The sequence below is a fragment of the Siphonobacter curvatus genome (genome assembly GCF_002943425.1).
GTDB lineage: Bacteria > Bacteroidota > Bacteroidia > Cytophagales > Spirosomataceae > Siphonobacter > Siphonobacter curvatus.
Window position 1 is genome coordinate 2,020,063 of sequence record NZ_PTRA01000001.1, and the last position, 22,174, is coordinate 2,042,236.

At 47.7% G+C, this 22,174-nt stretch carries 17 protein-coding genes; 11 read left to right on the forward strand and 6 right to left on the reverse strand.

Translation table 11 applies throughout. The features are described 5' to 3' along the window. Positions 1-73 precede the first annotated feature (73 nt). The 3 genes from C5O19_RS08265 (at position 74) to C5O19_RS08275 (ending at position 3,143) form a co-directional block, all read left to right on the forward strand. A complete protein-coding gene (locus tag C5O19_RS08265; RefSeq protein WP_104711243.1) occupies positions 74-1,105 on the forward strand; it encodes a glycoside hydrolase family 43 protein in 1,032 nt (343 codons plus the stop codon). Positions 1,106-1,293: 188 nt separating this feature from the next. Further along, entirely contained in the window at positions 1,294-2,664 is a 1,371-nt protein-coding gene (locus tag C5O19_RS08270) for a S8 family peptidase (protein ID WP_104711245.1), read from the forward strand. 275 nt (positions 2,665-2,939) lie between these two features. Then, a complete protein-coding gene (locus C5O19_RS08275) occupies positions 2,940-3,143 on the forward strand; it encodes a hypothetical protein (RefSeq protein ID WP_104711247.1) in 204 nt (67 codons plus the stop codon). Here C5O19_RS08275 and C5O19_RS08280 read toward each other — a convergent pair. Continuing rightward, a complete protein-coding gene (locus tag C5O19_RS08280) occupies positions 3,140-4,327 on the reverse strand; it encodes a BamA/TamA family outer membrane protein (protein WP_243406357.1) in 1,188 nt (395 codons plus the stop codon). The genes C5O19_RS08275 and C5O19_RS08280 overlap by 4 nt on opposite strands. A gap of 261 nt (positions 4,328-4,588) precedes the next feature. Here C5O19_RS08280 and C5O19_RS08285 point away from each other — a divergent pair, with 261 nt between their 5' ends. Next, positions 4,589-5,509 (forward strand): glycosyltransferase, encoded by a 921-nt coding sequence (locus tag C5O19_RS08285; RefSeq protein ID WP_102199865.1) that lies wholly within the window; start codon positions 4,589-4,591, stop codon positions 5,507-5,509. Positions 5,510-5,597: 88 nt separating this feature from the next. On the opposite strand, the gene C5O19_RS08290 is transcribed toward C5O19_RS08285, so the two are convergent. From C5O19_RS08290 to C5O19_RS08300, 3 genes are all read right to left on the reverse strand, one after another. Beyond that, complete coding sequence (locus tag C5O19_RS08290; RefSeq protein ID WP_243406358.1) at positions 5,598-6,869, reverse strand: DEAD/DEAH box helicase; 1,272 nt, start codon at positions 6,867-6,869, stop codon at positions 5,598-5,600. A 273-nt stretch (positions 6,870-7,142) separates the two neighbouring features. Further along, positions 7,143-9,755 (reverse strand): ATP-dependent chaperone ClpB, encoded by a 2,613-nt coding sequence (gene clpB / locus C5O19_RS08295; RefSeq protein ID WP_104711249.1) that lies wholly within the window; start codon positions 9,753-9,755, stop codon positions 7,143-7,145. 180 nt (positions 9,756-9,935) lie between these two features. Further along, positions 9,936-10,862: an SDR family NAD(P)-dependent oxidoreductase gene (locus tag C5O19_RS08300; RefSeq protein ID WP_104711251.1), complete on the reverse strand. Its 927-nt coding sequence runs from the start codon at positions 10,860-10,862 to the stop codon at positions 9,936-9,938. Positions 10,863-11,094: 232 nt separating this feature from the next. On the opposite strand from C5O19_RS08300, the gene C5O19_RS08305 reads away from it, so the two are divergent. From C5O19_RS08305 to C5O19_RS08315, 4 genes are all read left to right on the forward strand, one after another. Further along, positions 11,095-11,628, forward strand: coding sequence for a DUF4136 domain-containing protein (locus C5O19_RS08305; protein WP_104711253.1), 534 nt, complete (start codon positions 11,095-11,097; stop codon positions 11,626-11,628). A gap of 104 nt (positions 11,629-11,732) precedes the next feature. Next, entirely contained in the window at positions 11,733-13,526 is a 1,794-nt protein-coding gene (locus tag C5O19_RS08310; protein WP_243406359.1) for a glycoside hydrolase family 9 protein, read from the forward strand. A 56-nt stretch (positions 13,527-13,582) separates the two neighbouring features. Further along, a complete protein-coding gene (locus C5O19_RS26245; protein ID WP_243406360.1) occupies positions 13,583-14,215 on the forward strand; it encodes a polysaccharide deacetylase family protein in 633 nt (210 codons plus the stop codon). 8 nt (positions 14,216-14,223) lie between these two features. Next, positions 14,224-15,201, forward strand: a complete 978-nt coding sequence (locus C5O19_RS08315; RefSeq protein ID WP_104711255.1) for a 2-hydroxyacid dehydrogenase — start codon at positions 14,224-14,226, stop codon at positions 15,199-15,201. A 74-nt stretch (positions 15,202-15,275) separates the two neighbouring features. Here C5O19_RS08315 and C5O19_RS08320 read toward each other — a convergent pair whose 3' ends face one another. After that, entirely contained in the window at positions 15,276-16,382 is a 1,107-nt protein-coding gene (locus C5O19_RS08320; RefSeq protein WP_207766393.1) for a glycoside hydrolase family 88/105 protein, read from the reverse strand. Positions 16,383-16,461: 79 nt separating this feature from the next. Then, positions 16,462-17,343 carry a tyrosine-type recombinase/integrase gene (locus C5O19_RS08325; protein ID WP_104711256.1) on the reverse strand — a complete coding sequence of 294 codons (882 nt, stop codon included), beginning with the start codon at positions 17,341-17,343 and terminating at the stop codon, positions 16,462-16,464. Positions 17,344-17,514: 171 nt separating this feature from the next. Between C5O19_RS08325 and C5O19_RS08330 the strand changes: the two genes are divergently transcribed. The 3 genes from C5O19_RS08330 to C5O19_RS08340 all read left to right on the forward strand — a co-directional run bounded on the left by C5O19_RS08330 (position 17,515) and on the right by C5O19_RS08340 (position 22,143). Beyond that, the gene (locus C5O19_RS08330) at positions 17,515-18,291 is read left to right on the forward strand and encodes an enoyl-CoA hydratase/isomerase family protein (protein ID WP_104711258.1); all 777 of its coding nucleotides are present in this window, start codon (positions 17,515-17,517) and stop codon (positions 18,289-18,291) included. Positions 18,292-19,021: 730 nt separating this feature from the next. Then, complete coding sequence (locus C5O19_RS08335) at positions 19,022-21,442, forward strand: PAS domain-containing hybrid sensor histidine kinase/response regulator (protein WP_165795968.1); 2,421 nt, start codon at positions 19,022-19,024, stop codon at positions 21,440-21,442. Next, on the forward strand, positions 21,439-22,143 hold the full coding sequence (locus C5O19_RS08340; protein ID WP_104711262.1) for a LytR/AlgR family response regulator transcription factor: 705 nt from the start codon (positions 21,439-21,441) through the stop codon (positions 22,141-22,143). Before C5O19_RS08335 ends, C5O19_RS08340 begins: the two co-directional genes overlap by 4 nt. The last annotated feature ends 31 nt before the right edge of the window (positions 22,144-22,174 follow it).

The window sequence follows — 22,174 nt, forward strand, 5'->3', positions numbered from 1 at the left end:
TATTGGTAGCCAGTAACTGGATACCTTAATTTTCTAGTCAATACAATACCATCCATCAAGCCAGCTAAACCTTATGAAAAAACTACTCTTCTTTTGTTTGATCTCCCTGTACACCCAGGCTCAAACTTTCACAAATCCGTTACTGCCCTCGGGAGCCGATCCCTGGGCCTTGTACCATAAAGGGTATTACTACTACATGCACACCACCGGGCGGTCGCTCAAGCTCTGGAAAACCAAGACCTTGCCCGAACTGAAAACAGCGGAAGGAAAAGTCATCTGGACTCCGCCCGCGACAGGTCCGTACTCGAAAGACATTTGGGCTCCCGAAATCCATTTTCTGGACGGAAAATGGTACGTCTATTTCACGGCGAATGATGGCAATAGCGGCGATAACCGACGCCTGTACGTACTCGAAAACAGTGCCTCCGATCCGCTGGAAGGCGAGTGGGTGATGAAAGGGAAACTCAGCGATGCGAGCGATCAATGGGCCATCGACGGATCGGTTTTTGAGCACAAAGGCAAGCGTTACCTGATCTGGTCGGGTTGGGATCACGTCAGTAAAACCGACGAAGTACAAAATATTTACATGGCCGCTCTTGAAAATCCCTGGACCGTATCCAGCGAACGGGTACTGATTTCAACGCCGACATTCGACTGGGAACGCTACTGGGACAATACGACGGCGGGGAAGCCCAGCCGGCCCGTATATGTTAATGAAGGACCGCAATTTCTCCGGCACGGCTCGAAGATTTTCATTGTGTACTCGGCCAGCGGTTGCTGGACGAACACCTACGCCCTGGGCTTATTAACGGCACCTAGCGAGGCGGATCTGCTGGATCCTAAAAGCTGGAAAAAGAGCGAAAAACCCGTCTTTCAACAATCGCTGGAAAAGCACGTGTACGGAACCGGTCATAACTCATTCTTTAAATCGCCCAACGGCAAAGAAGACTGGCTGTTGTACCACGCCAACTCCGGCTCGGATCAGGGTTGCGGAGGCAAGCGATCGCCGCGGGCTCAGAAAATTACCTGGAATCGGGCGGGAATGCCCGTCTTTGGTGAACCCGTTGCCGAAGGAGTACCGCTCCCGTATCCCGCTGGTAAATAGACTAGTATATCTAAAAAAGCGACGCTCCTGTTCAACGGGAGCGTCGCTTTTTTGTAGGGTGTCCCCAATATTAGGGATTGATAAACAGACCACGGATCAGGCATTTTTACATCGTATTTCGACCCTAAACGAAATACAGGGATACCGGCCCTGCTACCGGAAACGATCAACCTTCAACTTTTTTCACTATGTCAGATTATCAAAAAAACGCAAAGCCGGACCAAGAGTTTACGGGTCGGTATCTGGTTATGTTTCCCGAAGGAACTGATACGCAGGCGGCCCTAGCGAGTTTAACCGAAACGATGGGACTGAAAGTAGCCCATTCAGCGGATTTTCCGGATGAACTTGTGCAGGACTCCGATTTTGAGAAAAACGAAGCGATTTACCTGGATCAGATTGGTGTAGCTGTGGTCAATGCCGTGCCCGATCAGTTGAATCGCCTGTCGCTAGCGGTTGCCGATGCCAGTCAGGCGGTACTGATTGAACCCGAGCGGGTCGTGTACGCCATCAACGAGTTGACCGGCGAATACCTCAAGGGATTCCGCGATGCCGTTGATACCTTACTGGAGCGTACCCAGCAAACGGAAAAATCCAACGGGGAAGCCTTTACGGCCGAACAGGAAGTACAGGCCACAGGAGTGACCTGGGGTTTGCAGGCCGTACGGGGCGTGCCGTCACTATTGTACCGTAGTTACAATGGGAGCGGAATCAAGGTAGCCGTACTTGATACGGGCATGGACTTGCAGCACCCCGATTTTGTGGGACGCAACATCGTGACGGCTTCGTTTATTAACGGACAAACCGTTCAGGATGGCCACGGCCACGGTACCCACTGCATTGGTACCGCCTGCGGACCACTCAACCCCTCAGACCCGAATATGCCCCGGTATGGTCTGGCGTACAAGGCCACCATTTACGCCGGAAAAGTGCTCAGCAATGAAGGGTACGGTGGCGATGCGGGTATTCTGGCGGGGATCAACTGGGCTTTGGCCAACAAATGCGAAGTCGTCAGTATGTCGCTGGGAGCAGGGACGCAGACGCAAGGGTACTCGCAGATCTTTGAAAACGTAGCGGCTAACGTACTCGCCAAAGGCACCTTGATTGTAGCGGCGGCGGGTAACGACAGCAACCGGAGCAATGGCGTGTACAATGCGGTGAGCCACCCGGCGAATTGTCCTTCAATTCTAGCGGTAGGAGCCGTGGATAAAACCATGAAAATTGCCAATTTCTCGAACCGGGGCAAGTACGCTCCGTACGGAAACGTGGATATCGTAGCTCCGGGCGTGGAGGTTTTCTCGTCTACCAAGATGCCGACGAAATACGCTACTTGGCAGGGTACGAGCATGGCAACACCCCACGTGGCGGGTATTGCGGCTTTCTATGCCCAGCAGAGCAAAGCGAATCGGGGCTATGCCTTGTGGAAGAAGCTGGTGAGTACGGCGAAACCACTATCCATTCCAACGACCGATGCCGGAGCTGGACTGGTACAGGGTCCGCTATCCCGCCTGATTCTGAAACCCTGGCCGCTGACGCTCAACGAAGAAGCATTGACCGACTAGCAATGGTGTGTTTTTTGTCTGTGTATAACCGCTCGGATGGGCGGTTATACCTTTTTTAGGTTTAAGGTTTGAAAGTTTTAGGTTTGAGAATGAGGCTTTAGATTTTAGTGTTGAGCGTAAGAAGTTTAGGTTTGAACGTGAGATAGGTTATGGACTATTAGGTTGCTTATGTCTTTTCAGGTTTGAATAAGAGTGACTACGAGGCGATGGGGTGGGTGTAGATTTAGGGACGGAAGAATAACGAGAGAGAAACCCTTTAAACGATTACTACGTCAATGAAAGAATACATTCTGTCCATCCAGCCCGGTCAGACCCAGGTACTGGAAGACGCCATTCAAAAGCTGAATGGTACTGTTACTCAAAAACTCAGTGAAATTAACGTGTGGGTGGTAAGCCTCGATCCCCGTAACGCCGACGCCGTACGGCAGTTGGCGGGGGTAGCGGGTCTGGAGGAAAGTCGTAAGATTGATCTGGCTTAGAAAGCCTCGCCCGTCATGATGTAAAAGCCGGGCCCTTCGTTGGTCAGACCCATGTCCATTCGCAGGAAAATATCCTTTTTCGGGAAAAGTAAGTACCGCAGTCCTACGCCACCCGTATAGCGGACGAGTTTGAAGTTGAGTTCGCCCAGCCGAGGGGCTACCATGCCCGCTGATGCAAAAACGGTTCCGCCAATACGTCGGCTAAAGCTAAAAGGCAACCAGCGATGTTCTACCTGAGTGGCCAGGAGCTGGTCGTCGCGGTAGCGGCCCTGGTAATAGCCCCGCATGATCATATCCCCACCCAGCAGTGACTTTAAGTTGAATGGCACGTTCCCCGACATGAAGCTTCCGTATACCTGCCAGGCAAATACGTTTCGTTGATTAAGGGGTCGATACAGTCGGTTATCGAAAGTAATGCCAAAAAAGTTCTCGCTACTGCCCCAGGTTTTTCGGTAGGAAAGAAAACCCAGTTCCGTAAACAATCCCTTCCGTACGTTCAGTACATTATGCCGGTTATCGTAAACAACCCCCAGGCCCAAACCTACATTGGTTGACCCTTCCGCACCAAGCGGCAAGGGGTACGCCTGTCCTTCACGGGGTTGCTGGAAATCAGCATTGTAGAGATGTTGAACATCTACCTGCGGTCCAACAAAAAAATTGGGTACCACTTTTCGCAGTAATCGTTGCCTCGCAATCAGATACATGGCGTCCACAATGGCCGGATGATCACCGGGTGTATCCGGACCGTTGCCATAGTAGAGAAGCGGAAACCGCTGAAATCGCACGCGTCCCAGCAGAAACCATTTATCCTTGTCCCCGTAAATCGCGTTATCGAGCCAGATGCCATACTGAGCCTGTAGAGTCACGAAGGTAAAGGCCGTAATCTCACTCAGCCGATTCAGCGTATCGCCTTTGGCCTGATACAGATACATGGACGAAAACCCAATCTCTACGCTGGTTTCCGGAGCATACGCCAGCGTTGGATATAGCCGAAAGCTAGGTTTCCCCGGAGCCGTACTATCCGCAATGAGTTTGTTAAAGATCCGCCGGACCATCGAAGGGCGTTTCTCTTCCTGGGCCAGGGCTGGGCCTACTACCAGCAATCCGGCCAAAACCAGTACTTGCCTATGGAACGACTGCCAATAGTTTAAAAAGCGAATCGGAGAGTTACACGAACGAAACATATACGAATAGAACAGGGTATGGGCTAAAATGTTCTGGGGGAGAGGCTGCTTGAAGCCCCAGAATTCTTACGGGATTGTACGCTCAACCATTGGCTTCCTAGCTAAATTGGTTGTTAATTTGTAGGATTAAATAAAAACGAATTGACGGCAATACTTCTCACTTAATCATTCTGCGTAGCCCGAGCCACTGGCTCGCTCATACCCGGTCTTTGTACGTTGACAGGCCTGCTTCATCAGCCAACGCTTTTATTCTACACCCTAATGCATCATCCGTCTATTTCCATTATTCTTTTAAATTATAATACCAGTCAGCTTACCCTCCATTGCGTTGAATCGATTCGAAACCATACCCAGTGGCCGAACTACGAAATTGTGGTGGTTGATAATAACTCACGGTATGAAGATTACTTGAAGCTGGAACCGCTGCGGGATATTCCGAATCTGACCCTGGTACGTAGCCGGATCAATCTGGGTTTTTCGGGGGGAAATATGATGGGTGTACAGTACGCGGATCCTGAAACCGACTATTACTATTTTTTAAATAATGATTGTCTGCTGCTGAATGATGTATGCACGATTCTGGCAACCTTCATGGAGCAACATCCCAACGCCGGTATCGTGGGAGCCCAGATGTTTAAGCCCAATCGGGAGCTGCGGTATTCCTTTGGGTATTTTCCTTCGTTGGGACTGAAATACCTCGGTCACGGCTTCATGAAATGGTATCGTCCCGAGCAGCACCCGGCCCTTAAAGCCTATCAGGAGCCGCTGGAAGTACCCTTCATTATGGGCAGTACGCTATTCATCCGAGCAACGGATTTTCGGGAAGTTAGTGGGTTTGACATTACTCATTTTCTCTACGTAGAAGAGGAGGATCTGGCCCGCAAAATGCACGCGATTGGCAAAGTGCTGTATCTGGTACCCGAGGCGGAGTACATTCACCTGGAAGGGCAGAGCACGGCTCCCTGCTACGAGATTATTCGGGAGTATCACATTTCACTGTTTCATTATTTCCGTAAGCACCATTCGTACCCGGCTGTCGTACTTTTTCAGTTGTTTTACGCCTTCAAAAACGGCAAGAAGTTTTATAAACACCGGAATTTTAGCCGACTGGCTTTGTTTATACTCAAAGGCTGCCCCATGGGGGAGAGCCTGCGGTACCGACAGAAGATCAGCATTCAATAAAAAGAGGTACGGCCCCAAAGCCGTACCTCTTTTTATTGAATGACCTATTTTATAACGCGTGAGCCGAAACGAAGCTCTTCTTTAACTCTTAACCCTGCGTTTTAGCCGGACCTGTTTTCTTTTTCTTGTTGAAGAAACGTTTGGGCTTTTCGGCGGAAGAAGACGTTTGCGGAGCGGTCGTTTTCTTCTTATTACCACGATCTTTTTTAGGATCCCAGAGCGGTGCAGGACCAAGACCTAGCCCTTCGGTGATCGATCGTTTTTCGAGTTCTTTTTCCAGTAAGCGTTCAATGCGAACGACGCGATGCTGATCCTGATCGTTGATGAACGTGATGGCCGTACCTTTAGCTGCGGCCCGAGCCGTACGTCCGATGCGGTGTACGTAATCTTCGGGATCGCGGGGAACGTCAAAATTTACTACGTGGCTCAGGTTATCAATGTCGATCCCCCGCGAAAGCACATCCGTAGCCACCAGAATTGGGAAGGCCCGATTCTTGAAATCCCGTAAAATGGTTTCGCGTTCGCCCTGCTCTGAATCGGAAGAAATGCCGCGGGCATCCCACTTCATTTTCTTCAAAGCCCGTACAATGACGTTCACTTCCGACTTGCGAGACGTGAAAAGCACCATACTCGGGTTCTCGACCGACTGCATCAGATGAATCAGCAAGGGCACTTTTTGAGCATCCCCGGCTAGATAAAACTGCTGATCAATCCCTTCAGCGGGCTTGGATACAGCCAGATTAATTTCTTCGGGCTGATGCATAATCCGGCGGGCCAGATCGCGAATTTTGGGTGGCATGGTAGCCGAGAACAGCAACGTTTGCCGTTGGGCGGGCAGGTGCTTGAGAATATTCATAATATCCCCGATAAAGCCCATATCCAGCATGCGGTCCGCTTCGTCCAGAATCAGCGTTTTGAGCTGATCGAACTTCACGTATCCCAGTTGCAGGTGAGCAATCAGACGTCCGGGCGTAGCAATAATAACGTCGGCTCCCTGCGTCAGGGCTTTTTTCTGTTGCTCCCATTCGGGCCCTTTGTTACCTCCGTAAATAGCAATACTCGTCGCATCTACGTAATAGCCGAGGCCCTGCACTTGCTCATCTATTTGCTGGGCCAGTTCCCGCGTGGGAACCAGAATCAGCGTGCTGATTTGACCTTTGGGATAGTCCGGTACACGGTCAAGAATCGGAATCAGGTAAGCTCCGGTTTTACCTGTACCTGTTTGGGCACAAGCCAGTAGATCACTACCTTTCAATATTTTGGGAATGGCCATTTCCTGGATCGGAGTAGCCTGGTGAAAATTCATGGAATCCACGGCATCGAGCGTGTCGTCGTGGAGATTAAATTCGTAGAAATGCAAAGTTCAGAAAGTTATGGGTTATTCCAGAATCCAGCAGATGTAAATCTATAAATAGGCGTTATTACCGATCAACACCGTAAACTAAAAAATATATACCCGATTTAGTATCGTTAAAGAAGCCGTTTTAACTAGAGGCCTTCGCTTGATTTGTACAAAGAAAGCAGAAACCCCGACGTTTGCAAACAATCCAAGGTGTGCTTGCTGGTTCTATTTGAAAATAACAAAAAAATCCCTGAGAAGAGTTCAGGGATTTTTTGTCAATTTTTGCAGGCTTTAGACCTCCAATGTTCCATCTACGTTTTCAAAGGCAATGGAGCCATCATCGGCTAGATTCATCAGGATGACGGAATCTTTTCCAACCGTGCCCGCCAGAATATCCTTCGACAAGGCATTGAGAATTCGTTTCTGTAACACCCGTTTCAGCGGACGAGCACCAAAGCTGGGTTCGTAACCCTCTTCCGCGATTTTCTCCAGTGCTTCATCGGTCGATTCGAGGGTAATACCCTGCTCGGCCAAACGACGCTGGATTTGCCGGAACTGAATACCCACAATCTTGCGAAGGTTTTTGGTATTCAGGGGTTCAAAGAGTACGATCTCATCAATTCGGTTCAGGAACTCCGGTCGTACGCTGGCTTTCAGCAGATCCATTACGGCACTTTTCGCTTCTTCCACGACTAGTGTATGGTTCCAGCCTTCATCTTCATTGAATTTATCCATAATGATCTGACTACCAATGTTGGAGGTCATGATGATAATGGTATTCTTGAAGTTAGCCACGCGACCTTTGTTGTCCGTCAGGCGGCCATCGTCGAGTACCTGAAGCATGATGTTCCAGACATCGGGGTGAGCCTTTTCAATCTCATCCAGCAGTACTACCGAGTATGGTTTGCGGCGTACGGCTTCGGTGAGCTGACCGCCTTCGTCGTACCCAACGTATCCCGGAGGAGCTCCCACCAGACGGCTTACCGTATGGCGTTCCTGGTACTCACTCATGTCAATCCGTACCAGAGCGTTCTCGTCGTTGAAGAGGTAATCCGCCAGCGTTTTGGCCAGCTCCGTTTTACCTACGCCCGTGGGTCCGAGGAAGAGGAAACTACCAATGGGGCGTTTGGGGTCCTGCATACCGGCCCGACTGCGGCGTACGGCGTCGGCTACGGCTTCGATGGCTTCGTCCTGACCGGCTACACGTTTGTGCAGTTCTTTTTCCAGACCCAGCAGTTTTTCGCGTTCCGACTGGAGCATTTTGGAAACGGGAATGCCCGTCCATTTAGCAACCACCTCGGCAATATCTTCGGGGGTTACTTCTTCCTTCAGCATCGTACCAGACTGATTGTCTTCCGAAGCCTGCACATCGTCGAGGCGTTTCTGAGCTTCCGGAATGCGACCGTAGCGAATCTCGGCTACTTTACCGTAATCACCCGACCGCTCGGCCTGATCGGCTTCGAGCTTCAACTGATCGAGTTGTTCCTTTAGGGTACGGACTTCGTTGACGGCCTCTTTCTCTGATTCCCAACGAGCTTTCAGCTCGTTACGGGATTCGTTCAGGTCGGCGATTTCTTTCGACAGGGACGTTTCCTTGTCTTTATTGTTTTCCCGGCGAATGGCTTCCCGCTCAATTTCCAGCTGCATGATCCGGCGGTTCAGCTCATCGAGCTCTTCCGGTACGGAGTCCATTTCCAGCCGTAATTTCGCGGCCGCTTCGTCCATCAGGTCAATGGCTTTATCGGGCAGGAACCGATCCGAAATGTACCGACTTGATAATTCGACGGCGGCAATGACGGCATCATCCTGAATCCGTACCCCGTGGTGGAGTTCGTACTTTTCCTTAATACCCCGCAGGATCGAGATGGCATCCGGTTCATCCGGCTCGTCCACCAATACTGCCTGGAAGCGGCGTTCCAAAGCTTTATCTTTCTCGATGTATTTCTGGTACTCCTTAAGGGTGGTCGCTCCAATGGCGTGCAGCTCACCCCGGGCCAGGGCCGGTTTTAACAAGTTAGCGGCGTCCATGGCTCCTTCGCCACCCGCACCGGCACCAATCAGCGTATGAATTTCGTCGATGAACAAAATCAATTCACCATTGGAATCCGTCACCTCTTTAATAACCGATTTGAGACGTTCTTCAAATTCACCTTTGTACTTGGCTCCCGCAATGAGCAGACCCATGTCCAGAGAGACAATGATTTTATCTTTCAGGTTTTCGGGAACGTCGCCCTGTACAATCCGTTGGGCTAGACCTTCCACAATGGCCGTCTTACCGACCCCGGGTTCACCCAGCAAAATCGGGTTGTTTTTGGTACGACGCGAAAGGATTTGCAGGACCCGGCGAATTTCTTCGTCCCGGCCAATAACCGGGTCAATTTTGCCCTGGCGGGCCAGTTCGTTCAGGTTTTTGGAGTAGCGTTCCAGCGAACGATACTTCGCTTCAGCGTTTTGGTCTTTCACGGGATTATTTTTTCCTCTGAGTTCTTTAACAGCAGCGATTAATTCTTTCTCCTGGAAGCCACTTTCTTTCAGCAGCGTAGCGACGGCATCTTTACCCGTAGCCAGTCCAAGTAGAATTAATTCAATGCTGACGTATTCATCATCAAACTCTCTCAGGTACGACTGAGCCTTGTTAAAGGCCGTTTGCAGATCATTCCCCAAGTACGGCTGTCCACCCGAAACTTTGGGGTAGCTAGCCAAAATATTTTCCAGACGGCTGTTTAAGGTAGCCGTATTAACTGCTAGTTTTTTCGTTAGAAAACCCATCGTATTGGGGTCTTCTTCCAGGAGGGCCTTGAGTACGTGACCCGTTTCCACCACTTGCTGCTGATTACCCTGGGCAATCTGCACCGCCTGCTGGACAACCTCCTGAGCTTTAATAGTATACTGATTGAAATTCATGGCTGTATCTTCAATAGGTTTACTACTAGTCAAAAAAATACTTACCACAAGCGAGCCTATGTCTTTTTGACTTAAAAATCGTACCGTTCTTACTGAATCTACGTCAGAATGGCTTGAAAATACGCAAAAAAGGCAGCCCAATGCGGGCTGCCTACTTAGTATATAAGGGATTCACTCCCATTATTCGATATTTACTTTCTTCAATACGCCGGGTAATCCGTATTTAGTATAAGCCCAGTACAGACCTCCGGCAATCACGGCCAGTGAGATCAGTGTGGATGCCGTCGAAGGTGTTTTGGATTCTTCCGACTCGTCGGGACGTTCCATTAGTTTTCGCATGGTCTGGGACGTCAGCTGATCGGGGAGAACGTTGGATAACAGAGCCTGCGTTTTGTTCATCAGGCCGGAAACTACTTTATCGTTGCCTTTCATCAGAGCGGCGTACCCATCAGCGGCTACTTTCGCCGGATCGGCGGTCTGAGCCTGTTGATGAGCCCGCGTACCTTCGGCTCCAGCTTTATTAAAGAAATCAGTATTGGTAGCACCGGGCAGCAACGCAGTCACGGTAATGCTCGTGTCTTTTAATTCATTGCGTAAAGCTTCGGTGAAGGAAAGAACAAAGGCTTTCGTAGCCCCGTAAACGGCCATGTACGGATTAGGCATGAGCGATACCACGGAGGCAAGGTTCAGGATTTTACCCTCGTTCACGCGTACCATATCTTTCAGGAACAGCTTGCTCAAATGTACCAGAGCTACCACGTTAAGTTTGATGATGGACAGTTCTTTGTCCAGATCCGTTTCGGTAGCAAAAAGGCCGTATTCACCCATACCCGCGTCATTGACGAGGATATTAATGTCTACACCAAAGCCTTTGACTTCATCGTATACTTCTTGGGGAGCATTCGGCTGTGTCAGATCTTTTCCGATGACAATCACCGTTTCCAGTCCGTGCTGGTCACGTAATTCATTGGCGATTTCGTTGAGACGATCCGTATTACGGGCCACCAGTACCAGATTATAACCGTTTTGGGCGAAGACTTTGGCGAGTTCGTAACCGATTCCACTGGAGGCTCCGGTGATCAGAGCCGTTTGTTCCGTTGTTTTCATAGCGATGCATTTGGTGAAATATGTACCGGGGTAAAAAGAAAATCATTCCAGCCAGATTGAGGCTAGACGATTACTAGTGGCGCTGAGTATCGTAAATGAACGTATGGGAAAAAACAACCTCAGTTTTTTAAGGATTCAGAATCATTATTGGAGTTACTAGCTCAAGTCAGTGTAAAGCAGATGAGTACAGGTTTTTTTAGTGTTGTCTTTAAACAAAGAAAGAGCATCAGCCATGAGAATACTTACCACCTTAGCCTTAGGAGCAGTCCTGACGTCCTGTTCGTACTCGAATGTGAAAAGCCGTACCGACGATCAGGCAGATTTGAAAGCCTATAAGACCTACAATTTCATGGATGTGGAGTTACAGGGAGCCGAACGGGATTCGGTGACGAATACTGCCATGAATGAAATTAAACAGGCCGTTGCCCGGGAAATGAACGCCCGCGGGTATCAGACCTATGGGAAACCAGACTTGCTGATCAACATTGGACTGGTGATTCAGGAGAAAACGCAGACCCGTCAGACCGACATTCGGGAAGCTCCGCGATACATCGGGCAACGGCGTTATTCCTGGAAAAGTGAAACCGTACCCGTTGGTCAATATAAAGAAGGAACGCTGTCCGTGGAGCTGGTAGATGCCCAGCAGAATAAAATGGTCTGGGATGCGGTCGGCTCAACTGTATTGAATAAACGTAGCCGTCAGCCCGAGCAAATCGATAAGGCCGTATCAAAACTTTTCGATAAGTTTCCTGTACCAGTGAAGTAATTTAAAAAAATCGCATTGGAAGGAGCGAGGCATACGTGTCCCGCTCTTTTTTGTTTGGGGATACTATTGGCTCTTTTTAACTTGGGGCTTTTGTACGATCTCCTATGAACCGAATCCTACTGCTCTTCTTCGTTTTTCTTTCCTGGACTGCCTACAGTCAACCTAAAGCCTGGATTCGAATCAGTCAGTTAGGCTACCTGGAATCATCGGTGAAAGTGGCGGTGCTCGTGAGTAAAGTACCCCTTTCCTGTACCGAGTTTGAAATCTACGATGCTCGCACGCAGCAACGTACGGGCCGTCTGCGTACCGTGAAAGGATACGGTAGTTATGGAGCTTTCGCTGCGTCCTATCGGCTCAATTTTTCAACGATTCAAAAACCCGGTCGGTATTACCTTAAAGCCGCTGGGGTACAATCGCCGGAGTTTCGCATTGACAATGCCGTATACGATGGAACGGCAGATTTTACGTTACAGTACATGCGGCAGCAACGCAGTAATTATAACCCTTTTCTAAAAGATACCTGTCACCGTTCGGATGGCTTCATTGTGTATCACCCGGATCCTAAAAAGGATTCTACCCATCTGAACGTCTCGGGGGGCTGGCACGATGCTTCTGATTATTTACAGTACCTGCCGACTTCGGCCAATGCTACGTTTCAACTGTTGTTTGCCTATTACAAGAACCCGAAAAGTTTTGGCGATACGCACGACGCCTGGGGTAATCCCGGAGCCAATGGTATTCCCGATGTCGTGGACGAAGCGAAATGGGGGCTTGACTGGCTCCTGAAAATGAACCCCGCTCCGGGCGAATACTACAACCAGATTGCCGATGACCGGGATCATCAGGGCTTTCGGCTGCCGAACCATGACTCGGTTCGATACGCAAGTAATCAGGGTTTATCCCGGCCCGTGTATTTTATTACCGGAAAACCGCAGGGGGCGTTTAAATACAAAAACCGAACGCAGGGCGTCGCTTCTTCCGCCGGGAAATTTGCTTCCGCTTTCGCTCTGGGCAGTATCGTCCTGCAAAAATTTGATCCGCTGTACGCTCAACAACTGATCGGAAAAGCCCGGCAAGCCTACGCTTTTGGAAAGCAGTTTCCGGGTACTACCCAGACGGCCCCCGGTCGGGCTCCTTATTTCTACGAAGAAGACAATTACGTGGATGATATGGAACTGGCCGCCGCAACGCTGGCTCAACTGGAAAAAGCCGAGACGTATCATCAGGAAGCCTTCAACTTCGCTAAGTCCGAACCTGTGACCCCTTGGATGGGAGCCGATACGGCCCGTCATTACCAGTGGTACCCGTTTGTCAATCTGGGCCATTACTTCGGAGCAAAGTACAACGGAGCGGAGCAGGGTACTTATCGCAAATACATGAAAGAAGGGATTGAGAAGGTATACCAGCGGGGGCAGAAAAACGCTTTTCTCAATGGTGTGCCCTTCATCTGGTGTTCCAATAATCTGACCGTTGGTATACTGACGCAACTTCGTTTGTACCGCGAACTGACCAAAGATTCGCAGTATGATGAACTGGAAGCCGCTCTCCGCGACTGGCTATTTGGCTGTAATCCCTGGGGGACAAGCATGATCTGCGACCTGCCCGAATCGGGTACAGCTCCCAAAGACCCTCACTCGTCGTTCACACAACTGGGCCCTTATAAGATTTCGGGAGGCTTGGTAGACGGCCCCATTTACGGCAGTATCTGGAATAAGCTCATTGGTATTAAACTCAACGAAGCTGACGAGTTTGCTGAATTTCAATCGGCAACGGTTGTATACCACGATGATTTCGGGGATTACTCGACCAATGAACCTACGATGGATGGTACAGCCAGCCTGAGTTATTATCTGTCGGCTTTGCAGGCGGAGGGTGCGTTAAAAAAAAAGTCCCGATAACCGATAGCGAGGGAGCCATCATCCGGTATCGGCCCCAGGAGAAGGTTATTTACCTGTTGTTTTCAGCCCACGACCGGGCCGAAGGAGCGGAATACATTCGCAGGGTATTGAAGAAAAACCGGATTCCCGGCCATTTTTTCCTGACGGGTGCTTTCCTGCGAAATCCGGAGTTCCGCAAACTAATCAAGGATTTAAAACGGGACGGGCACTACATCGGAAGCCATTCCGACCAGCATCTGCTCTACTGCGACTGGACTCATCGCGATTCCCTGTTGGTATCCCAGGAAGCGTTTAACACCGATTTACGGGCCAGCTATCAGGCACTGGCAACGTTCGGTATACGGAAGGCTCCGTGGTTTTTGCCGCCGTACGAGTGGTATAATCAAAAGATTGTGGACTGGTGTCAGGAACAGGGGCTGCACGTCATCAATTTTACGCCCGGCACGGGTACCAATGCTGATTATACCTGGCCCGGCTTGCCTAATTACCGTTCCAGTGATACGCTTTTGGTCCGGCTTTTTCGCTACGATGACCAACAGTCGCTAAAGGGAGCTTTTCTGCTGATTCACCCCGGTACGGACCCCAGGCGTACGGATAAGTTTTATCATTTGCTGGATTCGACCATTCTGCCAACTTTGCGGAAACGCGGGTATCGGTTTGGACGATTGCCTGATCAACCTTTTCATTGAAACTACGCATGAATATTGCCTTTTTCAGTACCAAAGCCTACGATAAAGAATCCTTCGACCGCTATCGCTCGACGTTTGACCTGACGTATTTTGAAGTGCCGCTTCAGGAGCATACGCTGAAACTGGCGGAAGGCTTCGAAGCCATTTGTGTATTCGTCAACGATCATCTGACGGCGTCCATTATTAATCAATTGGCCGATGGGGGATTGAAAATCATAGCCTTACGCTGTGCGGGCTTCAACAATGTGGATCTGGACGCTGCCCGCAATCGGGGCGTGAAAGTGGTACGGGTTCCCGCGTACTCGCCCGAGGCCGTAGCCGAACACGCACTGGCCCTGATTCTGGCTCTAAACCGAAAAACGCATAAAGCTTATAACCGGGTTCGGGAAGGGAATTTCTCGCTGGAACGGCTGATGGGCTTTAACCTCCACGGAAAAACCATTGGCGTGATTGGTACCGGATTGATTGGTGCCGCCTTTGCCCGTACCATGCAAGCCCTGGGGTGCCGGTTGCTGGCGTACGATGTGGTCGAAAATCCGGATTTGCCGCTGGCGGAATACGTGAAAATGGAAGAATTACTGGGCCAGTCGGATGTTATTTCCCTGCATTGCCCACTGACCGAAGCTACGAAGTACCTCATTCGCGAAGAAACCATTGCCGCCATGAAGGACGGTGTCATGCTCATCAATACCAGTCGGGGCGGACTCATTCACACCAAAGACGTCATTGAAGGTTTGAAGACCGGAAAGATTGGGTATCTGGGAATTGATGTATACGAACAGGAAGAACATCTGTTTTTCCGGGACTGGTCGGAACAAATCATTCAGGACGATTTAATTGGCCGACTCATGAGTTTCCCCAATGTACTCATCACAGCTCACCAGGCCTTTCTGACCCAAGAAGCACTCCAACAAATCGCTAGCGTAACCATCCAGAATTTACAGGAGTATGCGGAAGGTCGTCATCTGAAAAACCAGCTGAATTAAAAGCAGATACCCCATAACTAAAGAAGCTCAGGCCTTAGACCTGAGCTTCTTTAGTTAAGTATCATTTTATACCCTTACCATTTCATCTTGATGACTTCCGAACCGGCTAACAGATAAGCTCCGGCTCCGTATACTTCCCAGCTTTCGGCACTGAAGTTACGGCGAGGATCGGCTCCGATGGGCTGTACCCAACCCACTTTACCTTCCGGATTGAGCAGGGTATTGAGGCCCTGCCAGGCTTTCTGTACGACGGGTTTGAATTTGGCCTTGTCCAGAATGCCTTGATTAACACCCCAGGCCAAGGCATAACAATCGAAACCCGTACCGCTGCCTTCACCACCCGGAAAAGAGTCCGGATCGAGGAGGCTCGAACGCCATAAGCCGTCCGCCTGTTGCAAGGAGGCCAGGCGGTCGCTCATTTGTTTGTACTGCGTCAAATAGAAGTCCCGGGTAGGATGGTTTTTCGGTAATTCCTGTAACACCTTCACCAGACCACCCATGACCCAGCCATTCCCCCGTGACCAGAACACCTTTTTACCATTCGCTTCGCGTTTTCCTTCACCTTGGCTGTTGACCAGATAGGAAGCATCGCGGGCGTAGAGGCGTTCTTCGGAATTGTACAATAAATCGTACGTCTGCTTGAAAAGGGTGTCATTTTGCGTCAGATACGAAGGGTCCTTGAGCGTCTGACTGAGTTTGACCAGTACGGGAGGAGCCATGAACAGGGCATCGCACCACCACCAGGTAATGCCGTGATTTTTAATCTCCCGGCCCGGTACACGGCGAACTTTCTGTACGGAATCAATCGTCGCCTGAATCATCCGCCGATCTTTCTTAATACGATACAGGTCAATATAGGTCTGGCAAATCGCAATGTCATCGGCATGATCAAAACGCGATCCCGGCAGCCAGTGGTTTCGTTCTCCCATGGCCATCAAAGAATCTAAAATACGGGACGATTTTGTGGTTTCGTATGCCGCGAAAACGCCGGAATAGAAGGCTCCGTTGGTCCAGTCGGTTGGGCTGTGTTTCGGGTGACTCAACTGCCAGTCGGTCACTTTTACCATCGTTTCCTTAATGTATTTACTGGAAAAAACATCATCCTTTTTAGGGACTCGATCAGCGGATGCGTCGAAAAAGCCGGCCGTAAGCAGACCGATGCAAAGCAGGGTTACTCGCATAAAGAACAAGATAGGTTTAGTTAGAGAAGAGACGGGCGAAACGGAGCTTAACCCTGTTTCGCCCGGAAAGAATCATCGGCTAGGCCTTGGGATGAGCCTGCTGGTAAGCCTCTTTGAGTTTCTCGATGGAATTGTGCGTATAGACCTGCGTGGCAGCCAGTGAACTATGACCCAGTAAATCTTTGATCGCGTTGAGGTCAGCTCCCCGGTTCAGCAGGTGCGTGGCAAAGCTGTGGCGTAGAACGTGCGGACTGCGTTTTTCCAGGGAAGAAACCAGCGTGAGGTATCGCTTGACAATCCGTTGAATCATAACCGGATAGGCTTTATTTCCCAAATCAGAAACAATGAGTACATCCTCACAGGAGCCATTGAAGGTTTCCTGCTTGAAGTTCTGGAACTGACGAATCAGTTTATACAAGGAAGCGGACAGTGGCAGGATCCGGTACTTGTTACGTTTACCCAGAACGGTTAGCGTACGCTCATACGCATCCAGGTCGGCATCCTTTAGTGTTATCAACTCGGTTAAACGCATGCCCGTTCCGTAGAGTAGTTCCAGAACGAGTTTATCCCGTACGCCGGTGAAATCGTCGGTGAAGGTAATGTCATCGAGCAAGGTCGTCATTTCCTGTTCCCGAACGAACGTAGGCAGCGTACGGTCCGTTTTTAATGCCTTGATTGACAGCATGGGGTCATTGGTAATGACGCGTTTTCGTAGCAGAAATCCGTAAAAAGTCCGTAACGTAGCGATTTTACGGTTAATCGAGCGGTTATCGAGTTTCTTTTCTGCCAGGCTTGCTACCCATGAACGGAGCATTTGAAAGTCTGCCTTTTCGGGAGCATCCAGTTCGTAACTCTCTAGGAGATACTGCGAGAGTTGTTCCATATCTGATCGGTACGCCGTCAGCGTATGTTCGCTCAATCGCTTTTCGTATTTAATATGTTGAAGAAAATAAGAGACCATGGCCGTGCTAGTTACGAAATAGGCAATATACAGTGGTGACGTAAGGATTAAGTGAAAAGTAGAATAAATAATATTTTTTCATGATTGGGTGCAATCGTTATAAAATCCTATAATTGAGTATGGTTCAGCTACTCCGCATGCCGTTAAGCCCACTAGATCAATAGCAAGCTCATGAATACCTTGCAATACGAAGTTCGAAATCAAGTAGCCTACCTTACGATGCATCGCCCTGAGGTATATCATGCCTTAAGTCCTGAGCTACTGGGGGAATTAAACCAAGCCTTTAAACAAGCTGATTCTGAAGAACGTATACGCGTAATCGTGTTAACAGGTTCCGGTTCCAAGGCTTTTTGTTCCGGGGGTGATTTAAAACTCGGAATAAAAGAGTCCGAGGGGATGGGCCAGATCTTACGGGAGCACTATATACCACTCATTCAAACCATGCGAAGGTTACCCAAACCGATCATTGCCCGCCTGAATGGGGTAGCGGTAGGAGCAGGGGCAGCCCTGGCACTGGCCTGCGACGTCCGGATAGCGGCTGATCATGCGAGTATGGCCCAGCTTTTTATTCAAATCGGACTGATTCCGGATGCGGGTACTACCTTTTTTCTACCTCGACTAGTAGGCCTTCAACAAGCGTTTGAATTAGCAAGTACGGGAAAGACACTAACGGCCGTGGAATGTCATCGGTGTGGGTTGGTGAATGAAGTAGTATCCGGCGGACAGCTGGATGAGTCGGTCAGTCGCTGGACAGAGTACTATGCCCAGGCTCCGACGTTAGCCATTGGTTATTTAAAACAACTGCTGAATGAATCTATGACCTCAACGCTGGATACCATGCTCAGCCGGGAAGCTGAATGTCAGGAACTACTGGGAAAGACCGAGGATGTAGCCGAGGGTTTAAGTGCTTTCCTGCAAAAGCGGAAGCCAAACTTCCAGGGAAAATAAAAACAAAGAAGGTAGCTTCTGGCTACCTTCTCTAGTAAGGGATTAATTCCTTATGCAGTAATCTCACGTCCTCTGAATAATCACTTACGTATCTGGGGGAAATAAATGACAACTAGTGAGGTTTGGGTAAACAATGGGGATAATTATACAAACCAGAGTCTTTTTTTGGTACGCCGTTTTGAAGCGATTTTATAATACGAATATCAAATACTAATTAATGAAAAAATCAAGCTTTTCGATCAACTGCACATTTCAGGGGTTTTTCGGTAAAAAACGGACTTTTAAATAAAAAAATAAATGAAATTAACTTATAAAAACATAAGTATTTTTTTATCATTTTATCGGTTTGATGAGTTATTTTAATTTCAAGGGCCTGATTACGTTATGAGCATTTATAGAGATGAACAAAGAGTTTTTAAATAGATATTGTTTAAAATCAACGGTTTTTTTAGCTTGAACATTAATTGATAAATTATTTAAGTAAAAATTATTTTACTTTGTTAGGTAATAATATCTAGATTTGCCGTTAATGATGTATTTCGTTAATATTCTAGCAGGTTGTAGGGTTTTCGTAACATAATTTTTAGTAATATTCTGCAGAGCCCCATGTACCGTTCTGGAATAATGAATTCTAAAGAATGAGCCACACCACCTACCATGAAAAATGATAAGTAAGAATCAAAAAAATGGATTGACCCCATCAATAATTACTAAACCGTCAATTAGTCAGATGATGGAAGACGTTAATCAATCAGAAGAAAAATCGGGGGAAAAGGGTCTGCAAGCCGAAAAATCAGCTCCTGCGTCTCAAAACCCCCTTGCTCAGCAAGCCGCAGTCGTCCAGACCACGACTGCAAAACCTATTGTATGGACTAGAAGTGATCAGCTTCCTTATGGCTTGTTGATTGAAAACGAGGCTAGAGAGATTGTTTATATTAATCAAAGTTATTGCGATATTTTCGAGATAAAAGTTGCTGCTAATGCACTAATTGGACAAACCATTGATAAGATTTTTGAAGAACATATTAGTCGATTCGATATTGACGAAACGGCCTTAGAACAGCTTCGGGAATTTATTCCTAAACGTCAGATTGTTGAGAATTTTACGCTCCCTATTGCTGAAGATAAAGTGATCCGGATTGACTTTATACCGCTGGATACAAAAGGTAGTGAAAACTGGCACGTGTGGAAATTTCAGATAAGTAATAAGAATTACGCTTCGCCTCAAAACTTAAAGGAAATTGAAGAGAATTACTGGTCGATTATTGAAAAGATGGACCTGGGTATATTAGAAGTCGATACGGAAGAACGAATCGTTAGAGCTCATGACCGTTTTTGCCGAATGGTAGGCTATACAAGTCAAGAATTAGTGGGAAAACATACCTCTGAGCTATTACTATTGGATGCGTATACTGACTTTGTGAATGCACAAAGTAAAACTCGTGTTGAAGGAAAAACCAGTAGTTACGAAATACCTTTACGTTGCAAAGATGGAAGCATTATTTGGGCAATTGTAAACGGAGCTCCTATTTACGATGCTGAAGGAAAAGTAGTTGGCTCTGTAGGAATTCATTACGATAATACTGAACGTAAAAGACTGCTCAATGATCTTGGATTGGCTAAGAAAGCTGCGGAAGCTGCACAACACGCAGAAAAGCAATTTCTTGCTAATATGAGCCATGAAATTCGTACACCGCTGAATGCGATCATAGGCATGACGCATTTGCTTTACGATACACAGGTTAGTGCTGAACAGAAAGAATACTTAGAAATACTTCAATCTTCTTCCCGAATATTACAAAATTTATTAACGGATATTTTGGATATTTCTGCTCTGGAAAATGGTACACTTCCCGTGCAGTTGAAAGAATTTGATATCAAAGGATTACTGACCGCCTTGCACCGGATCTATGAGTTACAAAATAATAAAAAGGACGTCGAGATATCTCTCAATATTGATCCAAATTTAGCTAGGCAAGTATATGGAAGTGAACGTCTGATTTATCAAATCGTGTCAAAGCTCCTAAACAATGCCTACAAGTTTACGGAACAGGGAAAGATTGAACTAAAAGTAAAGCAAGTACAGCAGACGAACGAAACCATTGCCATTCAATTTGAAATTCGGGATACCGGTGTCGGAATTGATGAGGATAAACTCGAAGTAATCTTTGAGAAGTTTAAACAACTGCCGAACGAAACCGGCTATAAATTTCAGGGGGCAGGGTTAGGTCTAGCTCTCGTCAAACACCTGATCAATCTGCTTGGGGGGAGTATAACGGTGTATACGAAAAAAGGCGAGGGAACGCGATTTATCTTTCAATTACCGTTTAAGAAAATTAACTTTGTTAAATCGGAGTATCAAGTACCTACGGTGAATACTACTCAGAAGATCCTCGTGGTTGAGGATAATCTGATGAATCGCAAGTACGTAGGGGGGCTACTCGACAAATGGCATATATCCTATAAAATCGTTACGGACGGGCAGGAAGCCATTCGAATCATTGAGAACGAAAATTTTGATTTAATCCTGATGGATATTCAGATGCCATTTTTAGATGGCTATGAAACGACCCTTATGATTAGATCTACTCAAAACATTAACCAAAACATTCCTATTGTAGCTCTCACTGCTTCGGCAATGCAAGAACAGAAGGAACAAGCCCTGAAGGTGGGTATGACCGATTTCCTGGCTAAACCTTTTACCCCTAAACAACTTCTGGAGAAAATCTCAATGTATCTTTCTCCATCAGATACGCACGAGATGGAAGAACAAAAATGGCAGTATCATCCGGAACTTGATAGTGTATACCTGCATGAATTATACGGCGAAGAATGGACGTATGCGTACGAAATGTTCCAGACATTTCGCGATGAAGTGCTGCCCGAGTACACTCATTTAACCCCATTGGTCCAGCAACAGAACTGGGAATCATTAGCTAGAGAAGCACATAAGCTTAATCCTCCCCTGGCTATGGTAGGCCTTACAAGCTTACAGAAGTACTTAAAATCCATTGAAGTTCAATTAACTCACGACAACAACCCTGAGGGCATACCTGAAAAAATTAACTTTTTTCAAACAGAATTAAGCCGTATGGCTATTATATTAGCCGAGGAAGTAAACAGGCTTGCCTTTAAAACCGCTGCCCAATGAAATTAAAATGCGTTATTGTAGATGATGAGTTAATGGCTCGTCTCTCCCTTGAACGGTTGTGCGAAAAGCGAGAAGAGTTAGAGATTATTGGAATATTTGATCAATCTACAGAAGGTTTAAATTTCTTAAGGGAGAAAATTGTAGATGTTCTTTTTCTGGATGTTGAAATGCCGGGATTGAATGGACTTGAGCTGTTAGATCAGTTATCGTACATGCCTTCAGTAATCCTTACAACGTCCAAGACAGAATATGCCTTTGATGCCTTTCAGTACCAGGTCACGGATTATTTGAAAAAGCCTATTTCGCTTCCTCGCTTCATGCAGGCCGTAGATAAGGTAATCGATAAAAAGACCGCGGTAAAAGCACCAGTGGCTCCCAAAAATACTGATCCTAATGAAATTTACGTAAAAACAGAAGGACGCTATATTCGCATTGAGTATGATAATATTCTTTACGTTGAAAACGTAGGTGACTATGTTAAAATTCGTACCAATCAAGGCTCGCATATTGTGTATGCAACCATGAAGAATTTGGAGGAAAAACTAAATCCTAAATTCTTTTTTCGCGTGCACCGTAGCTTTATTATCAACCTTTCTAAAATCGTTGATATTGAAGAAAGTAACTTGGTTATTGCGGATAAGGTCATACCGATCAGCCGGGCTAATAAACCTGAATTACTCGAGAAACTGAATATTCTGTAAGAAATGATTACGATAGTAGCTAAAGCGGCGG